This is a genomic window from Chelatococcus daeguensis (assembly GCF_001887265.1).
In the GTDB taxonomy this organism is placed as follows: Bacteria; Pseudomonadota; Alphaproteobacteria; order Rhizobiales; family Beijerinckiaceae; genus Chelatococcus_A; species Chelatococcus_A sambhunathii.
Genome location: NZ_CP018095.1, coordinates 36094 through 58854, shown reverse-complemented (window position 1 = coordinate 58854; position 22761 = coordinate 36094). Strand labels below are relative to the sequence as shown.

20 protein-coding genes are annotated in these 22761 nt (G+C 68.2%); 9 read left to right on the top strand and 11 right to left on the bottom strand.

Annotation, left to right across the window (positions count from 1 at the left end):
* Nucleotides 1-2 precede the first annotated feature (2 nt).
* The 5 genes from BOQ54_RS00255 to BOQ54_RS00235 all read right to left on the bottom strand — a co-directional run bounded on the left by BOQ54_RS00255 (nucleotide 3) and on the right by BOQ54_RS00235 (nucleotide 7776).
* Nucleotides 3-749, bottom strand: a complete 747-nt coding sequence (locus BOQ54_RS00255) for a nucleotidyltransferase family protein (RefSeq protein ID WP_186438005.1) — start codon at nucleotides 747-749, stop codon at nucleotides 3-5.
* A gap of 20 nt (nucleotides 750-769) precedes the next feature.
* Entirely contained in the window at nucleotides 770-2359 is a 1590-nt protein-coding gene (gene tsaE, locus BOQ54_RS00250; RefSeq protein ID WP_245316255.1) for a tRNA (adenosine(37)-N6)-threonylcarbamoyltransferase complex ATPase subunit type 1 TsaE, read from the bottom strand.
* A gap of 27 nt (nucleotides 2360-2386) precedes the next feature.
* Nucleotides 2387-4879 carry a sensor histidine kinase gene (locus BOQ54_RS00245; protein ID WP_071923020.1) on the bottom strand — a complete coding sequence of 831 codons (2493 nt, stop codon included), beginning with the start codon at nucleotides 4877-4879 and terminating at the stop codon, nucleotides 2387-2389.
* A 164-nt stretch (nucleotides 4880-5043) separates the two neighbouring features.
* Nucleotides 5044-6444 (bottom strand): adenosylhomocysteinase, encoded by a 1401-nt coding sequence (gene ahcY / locus BOQ54_RS00240; protein ID WP_055459412.1) that lies wholly within the window; start codon nucleotides 6442-6444, stop codon nucleotides 5044-5046.
* Nucleotides 6445-6537: 93 nt separating this feature from the next.
* Complete coding sequence (locus BOQ54_RS00235; RefSeq protein WP_071923019.1) at nucleotides 6538-7776, bottom strand: MFS transporter; 1239 nt, start codon at nucleotides 7774-7776, stop codon at nucleotides 6538-6540.
* Nucleotides 7777-7970: 194 nt separating this feature from the next.
* Here BOQ54_RS00235 and BOQ54_RS00230 point away from each other — a divergent pair, with 194 nt between their 5' ends.
* From BOQ54_RS00230 to BOQ54_RS00220, 3 genes are all read left to right on the top strand, one after another.
* Complete coding sequence (locus tag BOQ54_RS00230; protein WP_055459631.1) at nucleotides 7971-8642, top strand: response regulator transcription factor; 672 nt, start codon at nucleotides 7971-7973, stop codon at nucleotides 8640-8642.
* A complete protein-coding gene (locus BOQ54_RS00225; protein WP_145979695.1) occupies nucleotides 8639-9985 on the top strand; it encodes a sensor histidine kinase in 1347 nt (448 codons plus the stop codon). Before BOQ54_RS00230 ends, BOQ54_RS00225 begins: the two co-directional genes overlap by 4 nt.
* 202 nt (nucleotides 9986-10187) lie before the next feature.
* On the top strand, nucleotides 10188-10826 hold the full coding sequence (locus tag BOQ54_RS00220; protein WP_071923017.1) for an outer membrane protein: 639 nt from the start codon (nucleotides 10188-10190) through the stop codon (nucleotides 10824-10826).
* Nucleotides 10827-10832: 6 nt separating this feature from the next.
* Here the strand turns inward: BOQ54_RS00220 and BOQ54_RS00215 are convergent, their stop codons facing one another.
* From BOQ54_RS00215 to fabA, 4 genes are all read right to left on the bottom strand, one after another.
* Nucleotides 10833-11492: a DsbA family protein gene (locus BOQ54_RS00215; protein ID WP_071923016.1), complete on the bottom strand. Its 660-nt coding sequence runs from the start codon at nucleotides 11490-11492 to the stop codon at nucleotides 10833-10835.
* A gap of 73 nt (nucleotides 11493-11565) precedes the next feature.
* A complete protein-coding gene (fabI, locus tag BOQ54_RS00210; protein WP_276199431.1) occupies nucleotides 11566-12411 on the bottom strand; it encodes an enoyl-ACP reductase FabI in 846 nt (281 codons plus the stop codon).
* 28 nt (nucleotides 12412-12439) lie between these two features.
* Nucleotides 12440-13657 (bottom strand): beta-ketoacyl-ACP synthase I, encoded by a 1218-nt coding sequence (gene fabB, locus BOQ54_RS00205; RefSeq protein ID WP_055459407.1) that lies wholly within the window; start codon nucleotides 13655-13657, stop codon nucleotides 12440-12442.
* 87 nt (nucleotides 13658-13744) lie between these two features.
* Entirely contained in the window at nucleotides 13745-14266 is a 522-nt protein-coding gene (gene fabA / locus BOQ54_RS00200) for a 3-hydroxyacyl-[acyl-carrier-protein] dehydratase FabA (protein ID WP_055459406.1), read from the bottom strand.
* A 226-nt stretch (nucleotides 14267-14492) separates the two neighbouring features.
* Between fabA and irrA the strand changes: the two genes are divergently transcribed.
* Genes irrA through otsA form a run of 4 tightly spaced genes read left to right on the top strand, consistent with a single transcriptional unit; the run spans nucleotide 14493 to nucleotide 19000 of the window.
* Nucleotides 14493-15011 carry an iron response transcriptional regulator IrrA gene (irrA, locus tag BOQ54_RS00195; RefSeq protein WP_145979694.1) on the top strand — a complete coding sequence of 173 codons (519 nt, stop codon included), beginning with the start codon at nucleotides 14493-14495 and terminating at the stop codon, nucleotides 15009-15011.
* 19 nt (nucleotides 15012-15030) lie between these two features.
* Complete coding sequence (gene otsB, locus BOQ54_RS00190; protein ID WP_063189643.1) at nucleotides 15031-15798, top strand: trehalose-phosphatase; 768 nt, start codon at nucleotides 15031-15033, stop codon at nucleotides 15796-15798.
* Nucleotides 15795-17579 carry a glycoside hydrolase family 15 protein gene (locus BOQ54_RS00185; protein WP_071923014.1) on the top strand — a complete coding sequence of 595 codons (1785 nt, stop codon included), beginning with the start codon at nucleotides 15795-15797 and terminating at the stop codon, nucleotides 17577-17579. Before otsB ends, BOQ54_RS00185 begins: the two co-directional genes overlap by 4 nt.
* Nucleotides 17576-19000, top strand: coding sequence for an alpha,alpha-trehalose-phosphate synthase (UDP-forming) (gene otsA / locus BOQ54_RS00180; protein WP_055459403.1), 1425 nt, complete (start codon nucleotides 17576-17578; stop codon nucleotides 18998-19000). Before BOQ54_RS00185 ends, otsA begins: the two co-directional genes overlap by 4 nt.
* 15 nt (nucleotides 19001-19015) lie before the next feature.
* Here otsA and BOQ54_RS00175 read toward each other — a convergent pair whose 3' ends face one another.
* Nucleotides 19016-19549, bottom strand: a complete 534-nt coding sequence (locus BOQ54_RS00175; protein ID WP_055459402.1) for an SH3 domain-containing protein — start codon at nucleotides 19547-19549, stop codon at nucleotides 19016-19018.
* A gap of 243 nt (nucleotides 19550-19792) precedes the next feature.
* Here BOQ54_RS00175 and BOQ54_RS00170 point away from each other — a divergent pair, with 243 nt between their 5' ends.
* On the top strand, nucleotides 19793-20785 hold the full coding sequence (locus BOQ54_RS00170; RefSeq protein WP_055459401.1) for a 2-hydroxyacid dehydrogenase: 993 nt from the start codon (nucleotides 19793-19795) through the stop codon (nucleotides 20783-20785).
* Nucleotides 20786-20821: 36 nt separating this feature from the next.
* On the top strand, nucleotides 20822-21631 hold the full coding sequence (locus tag BOQ54_RS00165; RefSeq protein ID WP_055459400.1) for a YiiX/YebB-like N1pC/P60 family cysteine hydrolase: 810 nt from the start codon (nucleotides 20822-20824) through the stop codon (nucleotides 21629-21631).
* Here the strand turns inward: BOQ54_RS00165 and BOQ54_RS00160 are convergent.
* A complete protein-coding gene (locus tag BOQ54_RS00160; protein ID WP_071923013.1) occupies nucleotides 21622-22728 on the bottom strand; it encodes an OpgC family protein in 1107 nt (368 codons plus the stop codon). The two genes, BOQ54_RS00165 and BOQ54_RS00160, sit on opposite strands and share 10 nt — an antisense overlap.
* Nucleotides 22729-22761 lie beyond the last annotated feature (33 nt).

The window sequence follows — 22761 nt, the reverse complement described above, 5'->3', positions numbered from 1 at the left end:
CGTCAGTCCGTCGTGGCGAAGCGGGCCTCGGCCGCGCGCAGTGCCTCGGGCGTGCCGACATGCAGCCACTGGCCCTCGATGCGTGCGCCGTGAAGCCGGCCCCGCTCCGCCACCTCATCGAAAATGCGGTTGAGCGAGAACGGGCCCTCCGGCGCGTCGGCGAAGAGCTGCGGCTTGACGATGGCGACGCCCGCATAGGCAAACGGCACGACCTCGCGCTCGGGACGGCGCGTCAGGCGGCCGGCGGCATCCATGGAGAAGTCGCCGCGTCCGTCGTAGCCGAGGCTCGTCGCAGTCGGGGCCATCAGCAGCAGGATGTCCATCCGCTGAGCGTCCCATTCGTCGGCCAGGAGGTCGAGGTTCGGCAGCGGGCCCTCAAGCCACAAGGTATCGCTGTTGACGAGGAAGAACGGCTCCTCGCCGAGGAGGGACAGCGCCTTGCGGATGCCGCCGCCGGTGTCGAGGAGCTTCTGCCGTTCGTCGGAGATGTGCACCTTCGGCCCGCCCTTGCGCCGGCGAGCGTGCTGCTCGACGAGGTCGGCGAGATAATGGACGTTGATGACGACATCCTCGACGCCAGCGGCCGCGAGCCTGTCGAGCGCCCGGTCGAGCAGGGAGCGCCCCGCCACGCGCACGAGTGGCTTCGGCGTCGTGGCGGTGATCGGGCGCATGCGCTTGCCGAGCCCGGCTGCAAGGATCATGGCACGGCGAGGCATGGTGCGGCGAGGCATGGCGGCAGGGCGGCTCATCGTGTTCGCATCGCGAAAGGTCAGGTGTCGGCGACGAGCGCCGGCAGGTGCGTCTCATACCAGAGCCGCAGCTCGGACAACACCGGATGGGCCAGGTTGCGCACCAGATAAGTCCTGAGCCGCGGCAGGTGGTTGAGATAGATGCTCTTGCCGTCGCGCTTGGCAAGGCGCGCGAAGGTGCCGAACAGCTTGGTGCCCCGCTGGGCGGCAAGGACGGCATAGGCGGCGGCGAAGCCGCCAACGTCGAAGTCCGGATCCTGCCCCTGCCGGGCCCGGGCATAGGCGCCGAGCAGCGACAGTTCGAGCTCGGCCGGCACGGTGACGCGCGCATCCTGCAGCAAGGCTGCGAGGTCGTAGGCCGGGTGGCCGAGGACAGCATCCTGAAAGTCGAGGAGGCCGAGTCGGGCGAGCCCCTGTCGCTCCGGCAGCCAGATGAGGTTCGGTGAGTGGAAGTCGCGCAGCGTCCAGGTGGAGGGGGCAGTCACGACATCCGCCAGCAGGCGCGTCCACAAGGTGTTGAACTGAGCGCGGGCGACGGCGGACAAGGCCTTGCCGCCGATGTGAGGGGCATACCAGTCGATGATGAGCTCGACCTCCGTCAACAGCGCCTCGAGGTCGTAGGGCGGGATGACGTGATCGATGCCGTCTGCCACGGGCAGGACGTCCGGCAAGGTGGTGCCGTGGAGCTTCGCAAGCAGCAGGGTCGCCTCGCGGTAGCGCTCCGGGATGGGGGAGCCGTCGGCGATGACTGGCTCACTGCCGAGGTCCTCGAGCAGCAGGAGGCCGGTGTCGAGATCGGCGGCGTAGATGTCCGGTGCGCTGAAGCCGAGGGCCCTGAGACCTTTGTCGACGGCGACGAAGGGATGGACGGTGAGGGCGAGCTTCGCCGCGATCGGATAGGGCTTGATGCCGCGGAGCACGGGGCCCGGCGGCCGGGGCGGCGAGATCATCAATACGGCGGTTGCGCCGTCCGGCCTGATGAGGCGCTCGTATTCGCGATAGGAGGCGTCGCCCTGGATGTGCCGGCGCTCGGCGTCGCCCCAGCCGGCAGCGTCGAGCAATGTGCGGATCGCGCGCAACCGGAAGAGCCGCGGCGCGAAGCGGCCGTAGCCGGTCATCACGATCCGGCGGCGCCCGGGATGCTCGTGCGGCAGGAGATGGAAGGCGATGTCCAGCCGGTCGGGTGACAGGGCCTCCTCGGCCTTCTGCGGCCATTCGACGAGGACAAGTGCGCCTTCGCAGGCCTCCTCCCAGCCGAGGTCGGTGAGCTCATCCGCGCCGCCGAGCCGGTAGAAATCGGCATGCACCACCGGCGGGCACGCGGTGTCGTAGAGCTGCATCAGGGTGAAGGTCGGGCTCGGCACCTCGAGGCCCGCATCGCCCGCGAGGGTGCGGATGAGGCTGCGGGCGAAGGTGGTCTTGCCTGCACCGAGGTCCCCCGACAAAGTGACGAGATCGCCCGCCTTCAGCTCCTCGCACAGCACCTCGGCGAGGCGCTGCGTCGCGGCCTCGTTCGGCAGGTCGAGCTGCCAGGTAGCCGTCGCCGCCTCGCCGCCGCCGCGCGTGCCGGAAGCCGCAGCCTGCCCGGCCGGGAAGGGAGAACTCACCATCGTCTCGTCCACTCGAAAGCCAACTCGTTACTCCGCTGCCGCGCGGCTCGGCACGCGGGGAAAGCGGCAGGTCACTGTGGTGCCGCGGCCGGGCGCCGAATCGAGCGCCACCGTGCCGCCGTGCAGCTCGACGAAGGAGCGCACGATGGAGAGACCGAGCCCGACGCCGCGGTGGCCGGAGCCGAGGGTGTGGCTCTCGAAGCGGTCGAAGACGCGGGCCCGAACCTCCGGCGCGATACCCCGCCCGGTATCGCTGACCGTGAAGACGACCTCCTCGCCCTCGCGGCGCGCCGTGACGGTGACGGTCTGGCCGGGATCGGAGAAGCCGATGGCGTTCGACAACAGGTTGAACAGCACCTGACGCACGCGCTTGGCATCGGCGACGAAGCGGCCGATGTCGGCCGGCACGTCGATGGCGACCCCGATGTCGCGCTCTGCCAAGCGGTCCTGCAGGCCGGTGAGCGCGGCATCGATCGTCTCGCGGATATCGATCTCCTCGCAGGCGAGGGCGATGGCGCCGTTGTCGACCGTGGCGAGATCGAGAATATCGTTGATGATGGCGAGCAAGGCCGCCGAGGACTTGGTGATATGCGAGGCGTATTCGCGCTGCTTGTCATTGAGTGGGCCGACCGTCTCGGCATCGAGCAGCTGCACGAAGCCGATGATGTTGGTCAGCGGCGAGCGCAGTTCGTAGGAGACGTGGTGGACGAAGTCCTCGCGCAGGCGCGAGGCCTGTTCGAGCGCCTGGTTCCTTTCCTTCAGCGCCCGCTCCACCTCTACACTCGCCGTCACGTCGGTGAAGGTGAGGAGGGTCGAGCCATCCGGCAATGGCGCGGTGACGCAATCGATGACCGTTCCGTCGCGCCGGTCCATGCGCGCAGCGAAGCCGGTGCGCGTGTCGTGCACGCCGGCGACGGCGCCGCGGATGACGTCCCAGGCCTCCTGCCGCGGGGCCAGTAGGCCGCACAGACGGATCACGTCGTCGATGTGCGGCAGGTCGGCCAGCACGTCTTCCGAGAGCTGCCACAGGTGGCCGAAGGCCGGGTTGCAGAGTTTGAGATGGCCGTTCGAGCCGAAGACAGCGACGCCCTCGCGCAGGGAGTTCAGGGTCTCGCCCTGGGCGCTGAGCAGGGCGTTGAAGCGCGATTCGAGATTGAAGCGCTCGCTCACGTCGTCGAACAGGTACGTGACGCCGCCCTTCGGATTGGGGTTGGCGAGGACGCGCAGGGTGCGCCCGTCCGGCAGGTACCACCAGTGCTCCTGCGGCTCGACCGAGCGGTGCGCGGCGAGAACGTCGGCCTTCCATGCGCGAAAGTCAGCCTGTTCGGGCAGCCGGCGGCGAGCGCGCAATTCATCGAGCACCTCGCTGTCCGTCGGGCCGGCCTCGAGGAAGGTGGCGTCGAGCTGCCACAGTTCGCGATAGGCGGCGTTGCAGAAGGTGAGACGCTGGCCGGCATCGAAGATGGCGACGGCAGTCGGCAACTGGTCGAGCGTCCGCACATGCGCCGCCATCTGCCGCTCGAGATCGGAGCGGACGGCTTCGAGCTCAGACACGTCGATGGCGATGCCGGCGGTGCCGTCGACGCTCGGCGTCTCGGTCACGTCCAGCACCCGCCGCGCCCCGGCCACGACAGCGGTGACGCGGTCGCGATAGGTTGCGCCCGCCGCACGTTGGCGTTCCATGGCTTTGCGTGTCGGCGCATCAAGCAATTCGAGGCCGCGGCTCACCGCCTCGGCAGGATCGGCCGCCTCGACGGCCTTGGCATAGGCGCGATTGACCCAGATGAGCCTGCCTTCGGCATCCCGACGCCAGGCAGGCTCGGGCAGGCCATCGAGCACGCCGGCGAGCGCGCGCCTTTCCGCCTGAGCTTCGGCGAGGGCGTCGCGATGGCGCAGCAGGTCGAGACGGTCGCCTGTGACCTCACGCAAACGCAGCACGGCACGGCCGCCAATGGCCCGGCCCTCGGCCTCGTAATAAGCGCCGCTGGTGGCCCTCAGATTCATCTGGAAGCGCTCGCCGCGCTCCTTCAGGCGCTCCAGCGCCCGTTCCAGCGCCTGCGCCCCGGCCGCGGGCAGCCAGGAGCCGAAGGCGAGCACCCGACGGCCCGAGGCGCCTTCACCGAGGATGCCGACGTCGCCTTCTATCTGCGGCTCGGCATCGCGCCCGTGCCAGCTAACGAGCAGCTGCGGCTCGGTGGCGACCAGCATGGCGACACGGTCGGCTCGAGCGCGTAGCTCCTCGTTCTCCCCGGCGAGCAGCGCCTCCTGTCGCGCCCAGCGGCGGCGCTCCCTTAGATGTACGAGGGCAGTGGTGGTGGCGAAGGCGATCAGGCCAAGCACGAGGGCTAGGCCGGCGAAATCCTGCGGCGCGGCGCGGCTGATGAGCGGCGCGAGCCCTTGAGCCGCGGCGGGCGCAGGGAGGCCGGCGAGGCTCATGGCAAGGCCCATGGACGAGAGCGCGGGGATCGCACAGGAGGAATGCGCCCCCCGCCGTTCGCCAGCCCTCGTTGCTCCCTGCATCGTCCGATCCTCGCTTCCGCCGCCGCGCGCACGCGCTCGCCCAGGCCGCGAATCGAGCCACTGTAGCGTTTCAACGACTTCTGCAGGAAGTGGTTAACAAAAGGCAAATCGCCCGGTGGCGGCCACCGGGCGATCCATGTGGATGCGTGTGGAGAACGCCGGTGTCAGTAGCGGTAGTGCTCGGGCTTGAACGGGCCCTGCGGCGTGACGCCGATATAGGCCGCCTGCTCGTCCGAGAGCTTCGACAGCTTCACGCCGATCTTGGCGAGGTGCAGCATCGCGACCTTCTCGTCGAGATGCTTGGGCAGCGTATAGACGGTCTTCTCGTACTTGCCCTGCTTGGTGAAGAGCTCGATCTGCGCCAGCGTCTGGTTGGTGAAGGAGGCACTCATCACGAAGGAGGGGTGGCCCGTGGCGTTGCCGAGGTTCACGAGGCGGCCCTCCGACAGGAGGATGATGCGCTTGCCGTCGGGGAACTCGATCTCGTCCACCTGCGGCTTGACGTTGTGCCACTTGAAGTTCTTGAGGCCGGCGACCTGGATCTCGTTGTCGAAGTGGCCGATGTTGCAGACGATGGCGCGATCCTTCATGGCGCGCATGTGGTCGACGGTGATGACGTCCTTGTTGCCGGTGGCCGTCACGAAGATGTCGGCGCGCGGGGCGGCGTCCTCCATCGTCGTCACCTCGTAGCCCTCCATCGCCGCCTGCAGGGCGCAGATGGGGTCGACCTCCGACACCATGACGCGGCAGCCGGCGTTGCGCAGCGAGGCGGCCGAGCCCTTGCCCACGTCGCCGAAGCCGGCGACCATGGCCACCTTGCCGGCCATCATCACGTCCGTACCGCGGCGGATGCCGTCGACGAGCGACTCGCGGCAGCCGTAGAGATTGTCGAACTTCGACTTCGTCACGGAGTCGTTGACGTTGATGGCGGGGAAGAGGAGCTTGCCCTCCTTGGCCAGCATGTAGAGGCGGTGCACGCCCGTCGTCGTCTCCTCGGACACGCCTTTGATGGAGCGGGCGACCTCGCCGAACCAGCCCTTCGGCTTCTCGACGAGCATGCGCTTGATGAGGGCGAAGAAGATCTCCTCCTCCTCGGAGCCGGGCTTGTCGAGGAAGGCGGTGTCGCCCGCCTCGGCGCGCACGCCGGCATGGACAAACATGGTGGCGTCGCCGCCATCATCGAGGATCATGTTGGGCACGCCGCCGCCGTGCCAGTCGAACAGCCTGGCGGTGTAGTCCCAGTAGTCCTTCAGCGTCTCGCCCTTGACGGCGAAGACGGGGATGCCGGCGGCGGCGATGGCCGCGGCGGCATGGTCCTGCGTCGAATAGATGTTGCACGACACCCAGCGGATGTCGGCGCCGAGCGCCTTCAGCGTCTCGATCAGCACGGCGGTCTGGATGGTCATGTGCAGGGAGCCGGCGATGCGGGCGCCCTTGAGCGGCTGGCTCGGGCCGAACTCCTCGCGCACGGCCATGAGGCCGGGCATCTCGCTTTCGGCGATGGCGATCTCCTTGCGGCCCCACTCGGCCAGCGAAATGTCCTTGACGATATAGTCCTGGGTCATGGCGCGACGATCCGTGATTTCAGTACGGCGTTAGGTTCGGCGCGACCTATAGCAGCCGCGCCGCCCGCAGGCAATAAAGACATAAAGAAGTCTTTATATGTTCGTCACCCGCACGGCGGCCCGGCGCGTGCCCCACTTGACGAGGAAGGCCGCGGTGATGGTGCCGATCAGCGCCGCCGCCATGAAGGCGAAGGCAAGATGCGCCTGCCCTCCATCGAGGAAAAGGCCGATCGCGACCGGGGCCAGCATCGCCCCGAGGTCGAGGCCGGAATAGACGAAGCCGAAGATCTTGCCGGTCGAGCCGGCCGGCGTCGCCGAGCGCACCAGCATGTCGCGCGAGGGAATGGTGATGCCGGTGAGGAAGCCCGCCACGGCCACCGTCGCGAAGGCGGTGGCGAGCGCCAGCGGGATATAGCCGAGCGCGAGCGTGAGCACGCCGGCGCCGACGAGGCCGCCGCCGACGATGCGCTCGTGATTGCTCGTCCGGTCGGCGAGGAAGCCGCCGATGAGCGAGCCGGTGGCGCTGGCGACGAGATAGACCGTCGTGGCGGTGGTCGCGAAGGCAAAAGTGATCGCCTGTACGTGCGGCATCAGGCTCGGCAGGAAGCTCTGCATGCCGGTCTGCGCGATCGACAGCAGGGTAAAATAGACGAAGCACAGCACGACCGGTGCGGCGAAGAGCAGTTGCGCCGTACTGGGGGAGCCCTGTGGCGGCCTTGCCGAGTCGGCGGCATGAGGCTCATGGGGCGCGACGCGCAGGAACAGGTGCTGCGTGGCGACATAGAGCGCGAAGACGATGCCGGCCGCGCCGGTGACGATGAGCGCCATGCGCCAGTCGAGGAGGTCGTTGAGGAGAAGCAGCGTCACCGGCGCCGCCGCCCAGCCAAGCGTGCCGGAGACCGTGTGGATGCTGTAGGCGCGGGCAAGGCGCGAGGGTGTCACGCGCGCCGTCATCACCGAGAAGTCGGCCGGATGGAAGACGCAGTTGCCGAGGCCGGCGACGATCGCGACGACGATCAGCATCCAATAGGCAGGTGCGAGGCCGGCGAGGATCGTCGCGAGGCCGAAGAGCGCGATGCCCGCGGGCAAGATGCGCTGCGGGCCGTAGCGGTCGACGAGAAAGCCGGCGGCCACCTGGCCAATGCCGGAGACGGCATAGAACACCGCCATCGCAACGCCGAGCTGCGTATAGCTGACCCCGAGCCCGTCACGGATGAAGGGGAATAGTGGCGGCAGCACCAGCTGGAAGAAGTGGCTCGCAAAATGGGCCGCGCCGACGAGGCCGATGATGCGGACGTCGCGCTGCGGCAGGGCGCTCGCCTGCTGCGTCATGTTTCCTCCGCTTCCGTTGCGGCGCACCGTATCGGAAAGCCGTTTTTTTGTGCATCCAGCCAATAGGACGAACGGCCGCGGATGGCCAGTCCGCCCGCGCAGGGCTGCACTGCCCGGCGCGCGCGGCGGGTGGCCAGTCATGCTGGCGTAATGTTGCGCCGCCAATGCGGGAGCGGCGGATCAAGGGGCTGATCATGCGTGTACTCGTCATCGAAGACGATCCCGAACTCGGGGCGTGGCTGCGCGCCACGCTGACGCAGGCGCTCGGGCCGTGCGACCTCGTGACCTCGCTCGAGGACGCGCGGGCGGCGATCGCCGTCGCCGCCTTCGATCTCGTCGTCATCGACCGGCAACTGCCGGATGGTGAGGGGATGAGCCTCCTGGCGGAACTGCGGGTGCTCCGCCCCCAGCCGGGCACCATCCTCCTCACCGCCCTCGACGACCCCGAGGAGATCGCGAACGCCCTCGACGGCGGTGCCGACGACTATGTCGGCAAGCCCTTCGAGCCGGCGGAGCTCATTGCCCGCATGCGAGCCGTCCTGCGGCGCCTCTCGGCGGCGCGCGACACCGTCATCCGCGTCGGCAACCTGCGCTTCGACAGCGTGCAGCGTTCGGTGCACCGCGACGATACGCCGATCGTACTGCCGCGGCGCGAACTTGCGCTGCTCGAACTGCTCGCGCGCCGGGCGGGCCGCGTCGTCCTGCGCGAGGCGCTGGAGGGCGCCGTCTATTGCTTCGACGACGATATCCAGTCGAACGCGCTCGACTCGCACGTCTCGCGGCTGCGCCGCCGGCTGCGTGAGGCCGATTGCGAGGTCGTCATCCGATCGGTGCGGGGTGTCGGCTACATGCTGAGCGCGTCGTGAGGTTGCCCCGCTCCATCACCTTCCGCGCGAGCGTGGCCGTGGCATGCCTCACGGCCGTACTCCTCGTGGGCGTCACTGTCCTGCTCATCTCGGTGCTCGTCACCATCGGCGATCCCGACAAGTCGCCCGAAGGCTCAAAATATGCCGCGCGTATCCTGCGCGACGCCGTTGACCGGGACGCGGACGGCCGCCTCATCCTGAAAGCGAGCAAGGCGCTCGCCGCGCTGGAAGCGGACCGGCCGTTCTTCTGGTACGTTGTGCGCGCGGGCGACGAGGCCGTCTCCGGCGGACCGGCGCAGCCACCGGCCGGAGCCTGGCTGCAGGGCTGGGCCGGGCGGATCGACCATGCGCAGTTCGAGTATGTCGTCGGCGAGAGGCGCCTGCTCGGCTATGCCGCGAGCGAGGAGACACGCGCCGGCCCGGTGATGATCGAGCTCGGCGGCGTCACCTTCTCGCTGATCGAGGAACTGCTGTTCGGCTTTGGCCACAATACGCCGCTGATCGTCGCCTATGGCGTTTTCCTCCTGCTCGTCATGATCGCCGCCGTCTGGGCCATCCCGCGGCTGATCGCCCGGCCGGTCCACGCCATGGCCGGCGCGGCCGAAGCCATCGACGGGCTGCCGGCCGGCCGACGGCTGCCGGCGGCGCAGGCCCCGGCGGAGCTCAGGCCGCTCGCCGGCGCCTTTAACCGAGCGCTCGAGCGGATCGACGCCGCCGCGCAGGCGCAGCGGACCTTTCTGTCGAACGCCGCTCACGAGTTGCGCACGCCGCTGACGAGGATGCGGATGCGCCTCGAGCGCGTGCGGGACGTCGGCCTGCGGGCCGAGCTGATCGCGGACGTGCAGCGCCTGTCGGGCATCGTGGCGACATTGCTGCATCTGGCGCGCCTGTCCGGCCAGCCCCTGGCGCGGGCGCGCGTGGACCTCGTGGCGCTGGCGCGCATGGTCGTGGCGGAGCAGGCGCCGGCGGCGCTCGCCGCGGACACGGAGCTGGCGCTCGAGGCGCCGCGGCCGGTTATCGTCACCGGCAGCGAGATGGCGCTGAGACTGGCCCTGACCAACCTTGTCGAAAATGCCGTTCGTCACGGCGGCGGGCTCGTCACCGTCAGCGTGGCCCATGGTGAGATTGCTGTCACGGACCGCGGAGCGGGTGTGCCCGAGGCCCTCAGGGCGGAAGTGATGAAACCCTTCGCGCGCGCCGGGGCGGGCGCCGGCGCCGGGCTTGGCCTCGCCATCGTCGCGCAGGTCATGGCGTTGCATGGGGGCACCGTCACCATCGGCGAGGCCGAGGAGGGCGGCGCACGGGTCTCGCTGCTTTTTCCGAAGGAAGCATCCGTTCCGTAATGGAGCGGCAATGCCCGGCGGCGAGAGAAGCATTCGTCAGTGCCGTCCCGACGGTCTGATGCGCGCCGCAGCCGGCGCGGCGCGCAGGGCCCCCATCCCTGCCGCCGCCCGCAACGCAATGGCCGGCTGCGGCGCGTCCTGCACGGGACGGCGCAGCGGCAGGCCATGGCCGCCGCATTCCTCCCACTTGGAGCAACTTTTCATGCATCTGCGTATATTCGCCGTCCCGGCCCTCGTCCTCGCCGGCACCGCCGGGGCTCTCGCCGCGGACCCCGCCCCGCGCCTCTACGACACGACGTCGTCCTATGCTGCGCCGCCCACCTTCACATGGAGCGGCGCCTACATCGGCGTCAATGGTGGCTACCGGCGGGCGAGCTTCGGCCGCGGCGCCAGGTCCGAGGGTGGCTTCACCGGCGGCGTGCATGCCGGTTATCTCACGCAGCTCGGCTTGTTCGCGCTCGGCGGCGAGCTCGAGGCCGCCTATCTCGGCGGCAAGAGCGGCTCGGGCCCGGCGCTCGGCGGCGCACGCATCGACCAGAGCTGGATGCTCGCGGCCAAGCTCCGTGCGGGTGTTGCCGTCGGCCGGCTCCTCGTCTTCACCACCGCCGGCTATGCCCGGTCCAACATCGACGTCAAGGACGGCCATACGCGCGATGGCTGGCGTGGCGGCTATCTCCTCGGCGGCGGCGTCGAATATGCGATGACCGATCGCCTGGCCCTGCGGGCGGAATACGACTTCGTGCGCTATGGCGGCCAGAAGATTGTGCTCGGCGACGGCGCCCGGGTGAAGGGGGACCTGACCAACCATCTCGTCCGGGCGGGCGTCAGCTACCGGTTCTGACGCCGCTCAGCAGGTGACGGCCTCGCAGGCGCGCAGGTTGGCGATGACGGCGCGCTTGTCGGCGAGGGGAACGAAGCCGTGGAAGGCCTCCGTCATCACCGTGTAGGAGGGGGTGGCGTTGAAGCCGAGGTCGGAGCCGAGCGTCACGGCCTGGCCCAGGGCGTTCGTCACCGCCTCCGAATCGGCCCGCTTCAGGAGCTCGTGCTTGTCGAGCGGGAAGGTGGCGGCGATGTCGAAGGTGCGCTGCGCATCGATGCGGCCCTTGAGGCCGAAGATGCGCTGGTGCAGCTCGAAATAATCCGCCGCCGGCCGCATCTCGGCAAAGGCGAGGGCGATGCGCGCCGCCTCGACCGATTGCTCGCTCAGGATCGGATAGTTGACGAGAACATAGGCGAGGTCCTGCTCGCTCTTGAGAAGGGCGGCCGCGTCCCGGCACGACTGCCGGCACCAAGGGCAGTTGTAGTCGAAGAACTCGACGATCGTGATGTCGGGCTGGGCGCTGCCCACCGCGATGCGGATGGGCAGGAGCGCGATCTCGTTGACGAGCTCGCTGGGCACGCGGTTGTGCGGTGCCGTGATGGCGGCGGCGAGCGCCTGTGCCGAGCCGCCGGCGACGAGTGCGCCGGCGAGGCCCTGGATGATCGTGCGGCGTGAAGGCTGGACCATGGGCCTGTGGGTGCACCGGCTCGCGGGCCGCGTCAATCGCTGCGGTCTCACGAGACGGTGAACGCCCGTCCGTTCAGGCCGTTGCCGGATCGGCGAGCCGCTCGCTCGCGGCTTCCGCCTTCTCCTGGGCCTTGAGCACGTCCGGCCGCGGCATCGAGATGATATTATAGCCGGAATCGACGTAGTGGATCTCGCCCGTCACCCCGCTCGACAGGTCGGACAGGAGGTAGAGGGCGGAGCCGCCGACCTCCTCGATGGTCACTGTGCGACGCAGGGGCGCATGGGCCTTCTGGTAGTTGAACATGAGGCGCGCGTCGGCGACGCCGGCGCCGGCCAGCGTGCGCACGGGTCCCGCCGAGATGGCATTGACGCGGATGCCCTCGGCGCCGAAATCGGCGGCGAGATAGCGCACGCTCGCCTCGAGCGCGGCCTTGGCGACGCCCATGACATTGTAGTTCGGCATCACCCGCGTCGAGCCGCCATAGGTCAGCGTGAGCAGGGAGCCGCCGTTCGGCATCAGCGCCGCGGCGCGCTTGGCGATCTCCGTGAAGGAGAAGCAGGAGATGACCATGGTGCGCGAGAAATTGGCGCGGGTCGTGTCGGCGTAGCGGCCCTTGAGCTCGTTCTTGTCCGAGAAGCCGATGGCGTGGACGACGAAATCGAGGCTGCCCCAGGCGTCCTTCAATTCGTCGCAGACGGCGTCGACGGTGGCGATGTCCTCCACGTCGCAGGGCATGATAAGCGTCGAATCGAGCGATTCGGCGAGCGGCGCCACGCGCTTCTTCAGCGCTTCGCCCTGGTAGGTGAAGGCGAGTTCGGCGCCGTGCTGGCGAAGTGTCTTGGCAATGCCCCAGGCAATCGAGTGATCGTTCGCGACGCCCATGATGAGGCCGCGCTTTCCGTGCATGAGCCCTGTCAAGGAGGCACTCCCGGATATGGCCCGCCGCTTACGCGTCGAGCTGCTTCATGACGATGGTTGCGTTTGTGCCGCCAAAGCCGAAGGAATTGGACAGCACGCAGCCGAGCTTGGCGTTGTCGATGCGCTCGCGCACGATGGGCATGTCGGCGAAGATGGGATCGAGCTCCTCGATATTGGCGCTCTCGCAGATGAAGCCGTTGTTCATCATGAGCAGCGAATAGATCGCCTCCTGCACGCCGGTGGCGCCGAGCGAGTGGCCGGTCAGCGACTTGGTCGCCGAGATCGGCGGGCACTTGCCGCCGAAGACCTCGCGGATGGCCTCGATCTCCTTCTCGTCGCCCACTGGCGTCGAGGTGGCGTGCGGGTTGATGTAGTCGACCGGCACCTTCACGCTCTCGAGGGCCATGCGCATGCAGCGCACGGCGCCCTCACCGGAGGGGGCGACCATGTCGTAGCCGTCGGAGGTGGCGCCGTAGCCGACGATCTCGCCGTAGATCTTGGCGCCGCGCGCCTTGGCGTGCTCCAGTTCTTCGAGGACGAGCACGCCCGCGCCGCCGGCGATAACGAAGCCGTCGCGGTTCCTGTCATAGGCGCGCGACGCCGTGCGGGGCTGCTCGTTGTATTTGGTGGACATGGCGCCCATGGCGTCGAAGAGCATGGACAACGTCCAGTCCAGTTCTTCGCAGCCGCCGGCGAAGATCACGTCCTGCTTGCCGTACTGGATCGTCTCGTAGGCATTGCCGATGCAATGATTGGACGTCGCGCAGGCCGAGGAGATCGAATAGTTGACGCCCTTGATCTTGAACCAGGTGGCGAGCGTCGCGGAAGCGGTGGAGGACATGGCCTTCGGCACGGCGAAGGGGCCGATGCGCTTCGGCCCCTTGGTGCGGGCGATGTCGGCGGCCTCGACAAGCGTGCGGGTGGAGGGACCACCCGAGCCCATGATGATGCCGGTGCGCTCGTGGCTGACCTCGCCGGCCTCGAGCCCGGCGTCCTGGATTGCCTGCTCCATGGCGACGTGGTTCCACGCTGCCCCGGTGCCGAGGAAGCGCATGGCGCGCCGGTCGACAACCTCCTCAGGGTTCAGCGCCGGCGCGCCATGGACCTGGCAGCGGAAACCGAGCTTGGCATAGTCGTCGGCGAAGACGATGCCCGACCGCGCTTCGCGTAGGGAGGCGAGCACCTCCTGCGTGTTGTTGCCGATGGACGAGACGATGCCCATCCCGGTGACGACGACGCGCCTCATGGCAGCCGTATCCTTTCCTCAGATCAACCAAACGGGCTCAGTGCCCTATGTGGGGGGCCCGAACGGGGCTGTCTACCTGCCGTGCAATCAGGCCGCGCTGCCGGCCTCGGCCTGGAACAGGCCGACCCTGAGGTCCCTGGCCTCGTAAATGCGCTTGCCGTCGGCCTCCACCCAGCCGTCGGCGATGCCGAGCACGAGCTTGGACCGGAAGACGCGCTTCAGATCGACGCCGTAGACCACCTGCTTGACGGTCGGCAGCACCTGGTCGACGAACTTGACCTCGCCGACGCCGAGCGCCCGCCCGCGTCCCGGGGAGCCGAGCCATCCGAGGAAGAAGCCGACCATCTGCCACAGGGCGTCGAGGCCGAGGCAACCCGGCATGACCGGATCGCCCTTGAAATGGCAGCCGAAGAACCAGAGGTCCGGGCGCACGTCGAGCTCGGCACGCACCAGGCCCTTGCCGTTGGCGCCACCCTCCTCGGCGATCGCGGTGATCCGGTCGAACATGAGCATGGGGGGCAGCGGCAGTTGGGCATTGCCGGCGCCGAACAACTCGCCGCGGCCGCAGGCGAGAAGTTCCTCGTAGCTGAAGTTCGACTGCCGCTCCATAATCCTCGGACGATCCCTTCATTCGATTGTCACGAACCAGGCGCTATGAGCCCGATGCACCGGGCTCTCCTAACATAGTGACCGCGAGGCCGAAAGCGGGGAACGGCGCTTTTGCGCCCACCGAGCGGAGGCGACGCCCTGGGCATCACCTCCCGCGGGTTGCGATCGCGCGAGCCAATCCATATGATAATGCGAACAGATAGCAATTTCCGGGCCATTGGCAGACATGAGCGAGCAAGTGCATTCCCGCCGGGAGACGGACGTTCCCGCACGCCTGCAGGAGGGCTCTCGAGCCCCGTCGCAGGCGCCTGCGACCGTCCACGGTGAGCGTCGGGGGTGCCCGTTCCACGAACTGCGCGAGAAGCTGCGCCGGGTCGGGTTAAGGCCCACCCGCCAGCGCGTCTCGCTCGGCTGGCTCCTCTTCGCCAAGGGGGATCGGCACGTCTCGGCTGAGATGCTCTACGAGGAGGCGACGCGGGCGCGCGTGCCAGTCTCCCTCGCCACCGTCTACAACACGCTGCACCAGTTCACGCAGGCTGGCCTCCTGCTCGAGCTCGCGGTGGACGGTTCCAAGACCTATTTCGACACCAACCTCTCGGACCACCATCACTTCTTCGTCGAGGGCGAGGACAAGATGATGGACATTCCCGGCCCCGCCATCACGGTGGGAGACCTGCCGACGCCGCCGGAGGGCATGGAGATCGCCCGCGTCGATGTCGTGGTCCGTCTGCGGCGCAAGGACTGAGCGCCGCGCGCTCGCGCCCATGATGCACGCATTCGAAGAGATCATCGCCCGCGCCGACGCTTTCGCCCTCTTCTTCGACATCGACGGGACGCTCGTCGACATGGCGGCCCGACCGGACGACGTCGTCGTGTCGGACGCGCTGTGCCGAGACCTCGTCCGGGCGCGGCTGCGCTACGACGGGGCGCTGGCGCTTTTGAGCGGGCGCTCGCTCGCCTGGATCGACACGCGCTTCGGCGATGCCGTCGCCGCCGTCGGCGCGCTGCACGGGCTGGAGCGGCGCAGCGCGGGCGGCGTGTGCCAGCGCTTTCCCGCGCCTCCCACCCTCGCCGCCGCGCGACAGGCCATCTGCACCGCCTTCGCCGCAGTGCCGGGCATCATCATCGAAGACAAGGGCCTGTCGATCGCCGTGCACTACCGCGCGGCGCCCGAGGCCTTCGAGGCCGTCAGGTCCCTTGCGGAAGATCTCGCGCGCGAGAGCGGCGGCACCCTCGCCGCACTGCCCGGCAAGTGCGTGGTGGAACTGCGCACGACCGGGGCGCACAAGGGCTCGGCGCTCGACGCCTTCATGTTGGAGGAGCCCTTCCTCGGCCGGCGGCCCGTCTTCTTCGGCGACGATCGGACGGACGAGGATGCTTTCGCCGCGGCACGGGCCCTCAACGGCATTGCCGTCGCGGTAGGCCGGGAACCCGAAGCGGTCGGAGCAGATTTGTATCTGGATGATCCGCCCGCCGTGCGCGCCTTCCTGGCAGATGCGGCCGCGGGCGGGAGGCAGGGGGGCAGGGCATGAGCGATCTCGATCTCGGCGTCGTCGGCAACAGCGCCATCGCTGCGCTGATCGACCGGCGAGGACGGATCGTGTGGTCCTGCTTCCCGCGGCTCGACGGCGACCCCGTCTTCCATAGCCTGCTCGGCGCCTCCGCGCAGGGCGACGAAGGCGTCTTCGAAATTGACCTCCAGGGCTTCACGCGCAGCGAGCGGCGCTATTGGCCCAACACCGCCATCCTCGAAACCGTCCTCGAATCCGAGGACGGCTCCAAGGTGCGCATCGTCGACTTCGTTCCGCGCTTCAAGATGTACGGCCGGCTCTTCCGCCCGGCGATGCTCATGCGTTCGGTCGAGCCCCTCGTCGGCTCCCCCATGATCAGGGTGCGCATCAGGCCATCCCATGACTACGGCCGCGAGCGCGCCGAGACGACACGCGGCTCCAACACCATCCGCTATCACCTCGGCGAGCAGGTGCTGCGCCTGACGACCGATGGCTCGCCGGGCCTCATCCGGGACGAGGTGCCGTTCATCCTCGAGCGGCCTTTGACGCTGATCCTCGGTCCCGACGAAACCCTGCCCGAGGCGCCGGCCACGCTGTTCGGCAAGTTCTGCGAGAACACGGAGGACTACTGGCGCGAGTGGGTGCGCTATCTCGCCATTCCCTTCGAGTGGCAGGACGTCGTCATCCGCGCCGCCATCACGCTCAAGCTCTGCGCCTACGAGGAGACGGGCGGCATCGTCGCGGCCCTGACGACCTCGGTGCCGGAATACGGCGCCAGCGGACGCACGTGGGACTACCGCTACTGCTGGCTGCGCGATTCCTTCTTCACCGTGCGGGCCCTCAACCGGCTCGGAGCGACCCGTACCATGGAGGACTACATCAGCTACGTCTCCAACGTGGTTGCGCGCAACGGTGACCGGGAGCTGCAGCCGCTGTTCGGCCTGCAGTTCGAGGCGCAACTGCACGAGGAGATCGTGCCGGCGCTGCCGGGCTATCGCGGCTTCGGCCCAGTCCGGCGGGGCAACGACGCCTTCCGCCAGCGCCAGAACGATGGCTACGGCTCTGTTGTCCTCGCCATTTCCCAGTGCTTCTTCGACGAGCGGCTGATCCGCAAGGGCGACGTGGCGCTGTTCGAGCGGCTCGAGGGTCTCGGCGAGCACGCCGCCCGGCTGTGGGCGGAGCCCGATGCGGGCCTGTGGGAATACCGCACGCTCGCCAACGTCCACACCCACTCCTCCGCCATGTGCTGGGCAGCCTGCGACAGGCTGGCGCGTATCGCCGGGCGGCTCGGCCTGCCCGACCGGGCGGTCTACTGGCGCGAGCAGGCCGACGTCATCCGCGAAGGCATCTTCGCCCGTGGCTGGAACGCGGAGCTTGGCACTTTCGTGAGCCGCTTTGGCGGCGACGATGTCGACGCCAGCCTCCTGCTGCTCGCCGACATCGGCCTCGTCGACGCGGAGGATCCCCGCTTCATCTCGACGGTCGACTTCATCGGACAGCGGCTACGGCATGGAGCGCACCTCTTCCGCTATGCCGGAGAGGACGACTTCGGCGAGCCGGAGACGGCCTTCACCATCTGCACGCTCTGGTACATCGAGGCGCTCGCCAAGGTTGGCCGGCGCGAGGAGGCGCGCGTCCTGTTCGAGGACGTGCTCGGGCGGCGCAACAGTCTCGGCCTCCTGTCGGAAGGCATCCACGTCGAAAGCGGCGAGCTGTGGGGCAATTTCCCGCAGACTTATTCGATGGTGGGCCTCATCCACGCGGCCCTCTCGCTGTCAGCATCCTGGGAGGACGCGTTTTGAGCAGGCTCATCGTCGTTTCAAACCGTGTCGCGGTGCCCTCGCGCAAGGGCGGGGCCACCGCCGGCGGACTCGCCGTCGCCCTCAACGATGTCCTTGCCCAGCGGGGCGGCCTGTGGTTCGGGTGGAGCGGGCGCATCGGCGAGCGCCAGAAGACCGCGACCCTCGTTGCGCATGGGAACGTGACCTATGCCGTCTGCGACCTGTCGCAGGAGGACCACCAGGAATATTACAATGGCTTCGCCAACCGGGCCCTGTGGCCCCTGTTGCACTACCGGCTCGACCTGACCGAGTTCGCCCGCAAGGACCTTGCCGGCTACCGCAGTGTCAATAGCTATTTCGCGGATCTGCTGGTCGAGCATGTCGCGCCCGACGATCTCATCTGGATCCACGATTACCATCTCATTCCGCTCGCGGAGGCGCTGCGGGAGCGCGGCGTCAACAACCGCATCGGCTATTTCCAGCACATCCCCTGGCCTTCGCTCGACATCTTCCTTGCCTTGCCGAACCATGCGGAGATCGGTCGCGCCTTGACCGCCTGCGACCTCGTCGGCTTCCAGACGCGCAAGGATGCCGACAATTTCGGCTCCTACCTCGTCGAGGAGGCCGGCGCCTTCGCGAGCGGCAAGCGCCTGTTCGCCGTCGGTGGGCGGGCGCTGCGCACGGGGGTCTATCCCGTCGGGATCGACCGCCTCGGCTTTGCCCGCACGGCGGCGCGCGCGGCGCGCTCGCGTTTCATCCAGGAGGTGGGTGAGAGCCTCGGCGGCCGCACGATGATGATCGGCGTCGACCGGCTCGACTATTCCAAGGGCCTGACGCAGCGCCTCGACGCCTTCGAGCGTATGCTGCAGACGGCGCCTGACTGGCGCACCCACGTCACCTTCCTGCAGATCACCCCCAAGAGCCGGGCCGACATTCCCGAATATGCGGCCATGCAGCGTGCGTTGGGCGAGGCGGCCGGGCGCATCAACGGCCAGTACGGCGAGGTGAGCTGGACGCCGATCCGCTATATCAACCGCTCCTACAACCGCAGCGAGCTCGCCGGGCTCTACCGGCTCGCCCGCGTCGGCGTGGTCACCCCCCTGCGCGACGGCATGAACCTCGTCGCCAAGGAATATGTCGCTTCGCAGGATCCGGACGATCCGGGCGTGCTCGTCATCTCGCGCTTTGCCGGCGCCGCTTCGGTCCTCGACGGGGCGCTCATCGTCAATCCCTACGACATCGACGGCACGGCGGCGGCCTATGTTAAGGCGCTGATGATGCCTCTCGACGAGCGTCGTGCGCGCTGGCGGCGCATGTGGCAGGGGCTCGCCAATACGGATATCGGCGGCTGGGCCGATCGCTTCCTGTCCGACCTCGAGGATGTCGACCGCGACCTGCCCTACCGCGGCTTCCCGCACGGCAACGGCACCGTGACCGCCTGATGGGGCGGGCCTGGATCACTCGATGCGCTCGTTGGGATAGACGCCCCAGAGCTTGTCCTGCGCCACGAAGCCGCGGCGGTTGGAGACGGCGACTTCGCACCAGGTGCCGGTGCAGCGGCGCACGTCCACGACGACGCCCGCTTCGAGACGCGCCACCACCGCGGCTTCCTCGGAGGCGCGCTCGCGCATCGTGAAGATCTGGCCCTTGCTCCAGGGGGAGACGAGCGCCGTACGCCGGCCGGACAGCAGGCTGTGCAGCACCCAGCCGTCGCTGCCCTCCGAATCCCGGATACGCCGCCACGTCTCGAACTCGGCGATGATCTCCACCGGCAGGCCGGCGCGTGTAAAGACCCAGGTGACGCGGTGATCCTTCGACGGCCCCTCGCGCAGATTGACGCGATCCGACTTCAGGCTGACGTAGCGCGGCAGCGGTAGCCCGCTCACCGTGCCGCGCGCCACTGGCGCGTCTGCGGCCTGCGCCGCGACCCTCCCACACGGAGCGACGGCGACGACGAAAAGGGCGAGGACGAGGCGGGCAAGGTGGGGCATCGCTGTACTTTGCGGGGGGCTCGGCGGATGGGAACGTCGGACGAAGGCGTCGGGGACGGCCGGAGCGACCTTAGACTTCTCTACCGGTTGTCTTTCAGACTTCCTTTGCTACAGAGGCGACGTGTAGAAGTGGAATGAAGGGCCGGCTGCAGGGGGCTGAGCGCAACCCGTGTTCAACTCAATGTCTTGCCGATTGTGCTTAACGTGGGGTGAACACGTCGCCCCGGATGCGAGGCCTCCCTCATGAAAAAGAAGCCGCTCGTCGTCGTCACACGTCGCCTGCCGGACATCATCGAGACGCGCATGCGCGAATTGTTCGACGCGCGCCTCAATGTCGACGACACACCCATGACGGCGCAGCAACTCGTCGAGGCGGTGCGCACCGCGGATGTGCTGGTGCCGACCATCACCGACAGGATCGACGCGGCCCTGCTTGCCCAGGCGGGGGAGAGCCTCAAGCTCATCGCCAATTTTGGCAACGGCTTCGACCATATCGACGTTGAGACGGCCCTGTCGCGGGGTATCACCGTGACCAATACGCCCGGGGTGCTGACGCAGGACACCGCCGACATGACGATGGCACTGCTGCTCGCGGTCGCCCGGCGCCTGCCCGAGGGCGCTCGCATGATGACGGACGGCGACTGGCCGGGCTGGTCGCCCACCTGGATGCTGGGCCGGCGCATCACCGGCAAGCGCCTCGGCATCGTCGGCATGGGGCGCATCGGCCAGGCGCTGGCACGCCGCGCCAAGGCCTTCGGCCTGTCGATCCACTATCACAACCGCCGACGGGTCAGCGCCGCCGTGGAGGAGGAACTCGAGGCGACCTACTGGGATTCGCTCGACCAGATGCTGGCGCGCATGGACATCGTCTCCATCCACTGCCCGCACACGCCCGCGACCTACCACCTGCTGTCGGCCCGGCGACTCAAACTGATGAAGCGCGAGGCCGTGCTCGTCAACACGGCGCGCGGCGAGATCGTCGACGAGGTGGCGCTGGCCCGCATGCTCGAGGCGGGGGACCTCGCCGGGGCGGGACTCGACGTCTTCGAGCACGAGCCGTCGGTGAACCCGCGCCTGCTGAAGCTCGCGCGGCAGAACCGGGTGGTGCTGCTGCCGCACATGGGCTCGGCCACCATCGAGGGGCGCGTCGACATGGGCGAGAAGGTCATCGTCAACATCAAGACCTTCCTCGACGGCCATCGCCCGCCGGACAGAGTGCTGCCGTCCATGCTCTGAGGCCGCGAGCGGTCGCCGCGCGGGGAGGGGAGGGCCATGGTCTCGAGCATTCTTGCCGGCATCGGCCGCGGGCTCGTCGGCTTCCTGACGCGGCCCATCAAGGGCTATGCGCCGGCCTTCCCGCCGGATCTCGATGCCCTGTCGCGAGTCATCCAGCCGGGCGACGTGCTCCTTGTCGAGGGCAACACGCGCATCGCTGTTGCCATCAAGTACCTGACACAGTCCACATGGTCGCACGCCGCGCTGTGCGTCGGCGACAGGCTCGGCGTCCGCGAGGCGGACGGCGAGCCGCATGTGCTCGTGGAGGCTACCGCCGAGGCCGGCGTGACGACAGCCCCGCTCACCAAGTACCGTGACATGCACGTGCGCCTGTGCCGGCCGGTCGCGCTGACGCCGGCAGACCGGGAGGCGGTCATCCGCTTCATGGTCGAGCGCATCGGCTACGGCTACGACGTGCGCAACATCGTCGACCTCGCACGCTACCTCCTGCCAACGCCGCCGGTGCCGGTGCGCCTGCGCCGCCGTATGCTGGCGCTCGGTTCTGGCGAGCCGACGCGCACGATCTGCTCGACGCTGATCGCCCAGGCTTTCCAGAGCGTGCGCTATCCGATCCTGCCGCGCGTCAAGCACTGGGACGATGACCGGCGGGTCAAGTCGGCCTACGGGCGGGCAGAGGTGCTCCACATCCGCCATCACTCGCTCTACACGCCGCGGGACTTCGACATCTCGCCCTATTTTGCCATTGTGAAGCCGACCATCGAGACCGGCTTCGACTACAAGCGCTTCCTGTGGGGCGAGGACCGGCCGGTCGAACTGCACCCGCCGGCAGGCACGCCTCAGGCCTGACGGGGCTGGGCCCGGCGGGCTGTGCGCTCCGCGAAGGCGCGTGCCACCAGATAGTGCAGGACGATGCCGATGCCCACGAGGGCCGCTTCGTCGAGGAATGCTGGCGGGCGCACGTGCTGGATGATCTGGCCGAGCGCGCTCAGGAGCGAGCCGGCAGCAAAGACCGGCAGGCTATGGCGGCCGATGAGGCAGAGCGGAGCGTGGACCGGCGTGCGCGCGAGGAGCTTCGACAGGCCGAGATGGCTGATGACATAGGCAAGCGCGAGGAAATGCAGCAGCCGCGCAAGACCGAGGTTGGTCTTGCTGATGTCGAGCGTTTCGCGCACCCCGTCCCACAGGCCGGGCACGAGATGGAAGCCGTTGGTCACCACGAAGAACGAGGCGGCAAGAATGACCAGGCAGACGGCGAACAGCAGATTGTCGCGCGTCACCATCACGTCGCGCAGGTGAAGGCCGATGAACAGGCCGATGCAGAACAGGAACTGCCAGGCGAAGGGGTTGAAGAACCACTCGCCCTCGACCGGCCACGTCGGCAGGTTGAGGCCAGCCGTGCGGGCGCCGACATAGACGAGCGCCGACACGATCAGCATCAGGAAGCTGTTGATGCGAGCGAGCGCCAGGATCGCGGGGGTCGCGAGCAGGAGCACGATGTAGAGCGGCAGGATGTTGAAATAGCCGAGCTGGTGGCTGAGCCCGACGATGGCGAGCAGCGCCCGGACGGGATCCGTCACCACGATGTCGCGTCCGTGCTCTGCCAGAAGCCCTTCGTCGTCGAATACGATGGCGGCGGTGACGAAGAGGGCGACGGCGATGAGCGACAGCGCCACCTGGACGCCGTAGATGGTGAGCGCGCGGCGCCCCAGGGCGCGGGTCGGCGTACCCGGTTCGCCGCTGAGAAAGCGTCGGCCATAGGCGAGCGCCACAGAAACGCCGGACAGGAAGACGAATGCTTCGGCTGCATCGGAAAGTCCGATGTTCTTGTGGGTCATGTATTCAAACACGTTGCCAGGAACGTGGTTGATAAAGATCGAAACAAGCACGATTCCGCGCCAGAAATCGATCGAATTTATTCTCTGATTCGAAGTGGACTTAGCCATCGTCAGCCCGATTCGTCTGTCCGCCGAAATTCT

Bases quoted from the DNA above. Each gene is read 5' to 3' on its own strand.
- BOQ54_RS00215 (WP_071923016.1), bottom strand. From the start codon at position 11,492: ATGGTCCAGCCTTCACGCCGCACGATCATCCAGGGCCTCGCCGGCGCA.
- BOQ54_RS00170 (WP_055459401.1), top strand. From the start codon at position 19,793: ATGAAAAAGAAGCCGCTCGTCGTCGTCACACGTCGCCTGCCGGACATC.
- BOQ54_RS00220 (WP_071923017.1), top strand. From the start codon at position 10,188: ATGCATCTGCGTATATTCGCCGTCCCGGCCCTCGTCCTCGCCGGCACC.
- BOQ54_RS00175 (WP_055459402.1), bottom strand. From the start codon at position 19,549: ATGCCCCACCTTGCCCGCCTCGTCCTCGCCCTTTTCGTCGTCGCCGTC.
- tsaE (WP_245316255.1), bottom strand. From the start codon at position 2,359: ATGGTGAGTTCTCCCTTCCCGGCCGGGCAGGCTGCGGCTTCCGGCACG.
- otsB (WP_063189643.1), top strand. From the start codon at position 15,031: ATGATGCACGCATTCGAAGAGATCATCGCCCGCGCCGACGCTTTCGCC.
- BOQ54_RS00185 (WP_071923014.1), top strand. From the start codon at position 15,795: ATGAGCGATCTCGATCTCGGCGTCGTCGGCAACAGCGCCATCGCTGCG.
- fabB (WP_055459407.1), bottom strand. From the start codon at position 13,657: ATGAGGCGCGTCGTCGTCACCGGGATGGGCATCGTCTCGTCCATCGGC.
- ahcY (WP_055459412.1), bottom strand. From the start codon at position 6,444: ATGACCCAGGACTATATCGTCAAGGACATTTCGCTGGCCGAGTGGGGC.
- BOQ54_RS00235 (WP_071923019.1), bottom strand. From the start codon at position 7,776: ATGACGCAGCAGGCGAGCGCCCTGCCGCAGCGCGACGTCCGCATCATC.
- irrA (WP_145979694.1), top strand. From the start codon at position 14,493: ATGAGCGAGCAAGTGCATTCCCGCCGGGAGACGGACGTTCCCGCACGC.
- BOQ54_RS00255 (WP_186438005.1), bottom strand. From the start codon at position 749: ATGAGCCGCCCTGCCGCCATGCCTCGCCGCACCATGCCTCGCCGTGCC.
- fabA (WP_055459406.1), bottom strand. From the start codon at position 14,266: ATGGAGCGGCAGTCGAACTTCAGCTACGAGGAACTTCTCGCCTGCGGC.
- BOQ54_RS00245 (WP_071923020.1), bottom strand. From the start codon at position 4,879: ATGCAGGGAGCAACGAGGGCTGGCGAACGGCGGGGGGCGCATTCCTCC.
- BOQ54_RS00230 (WP_055459631.1), top strand. From the start codon at position 7,971: ATGCGTGTACTCGTCATCGAAGACGATCCCGAACTCGGGGCGTGGCTG.
- BOQ54_RS00160 (WP_071923013.1), bottom strand. From the start codon at position 22,728: ATGGCTAAGTCCACTTCGAATCAGAGAATAAATTCGATCGATTTCTGG.
- BOQ54_RS00165 (WP_055459400.1), top strand. From the start codon at position 20,822: ATGGTCTCGAGCATTCTTGCCGGCATCGGCCGCGGGCTCGTCGGCTTC.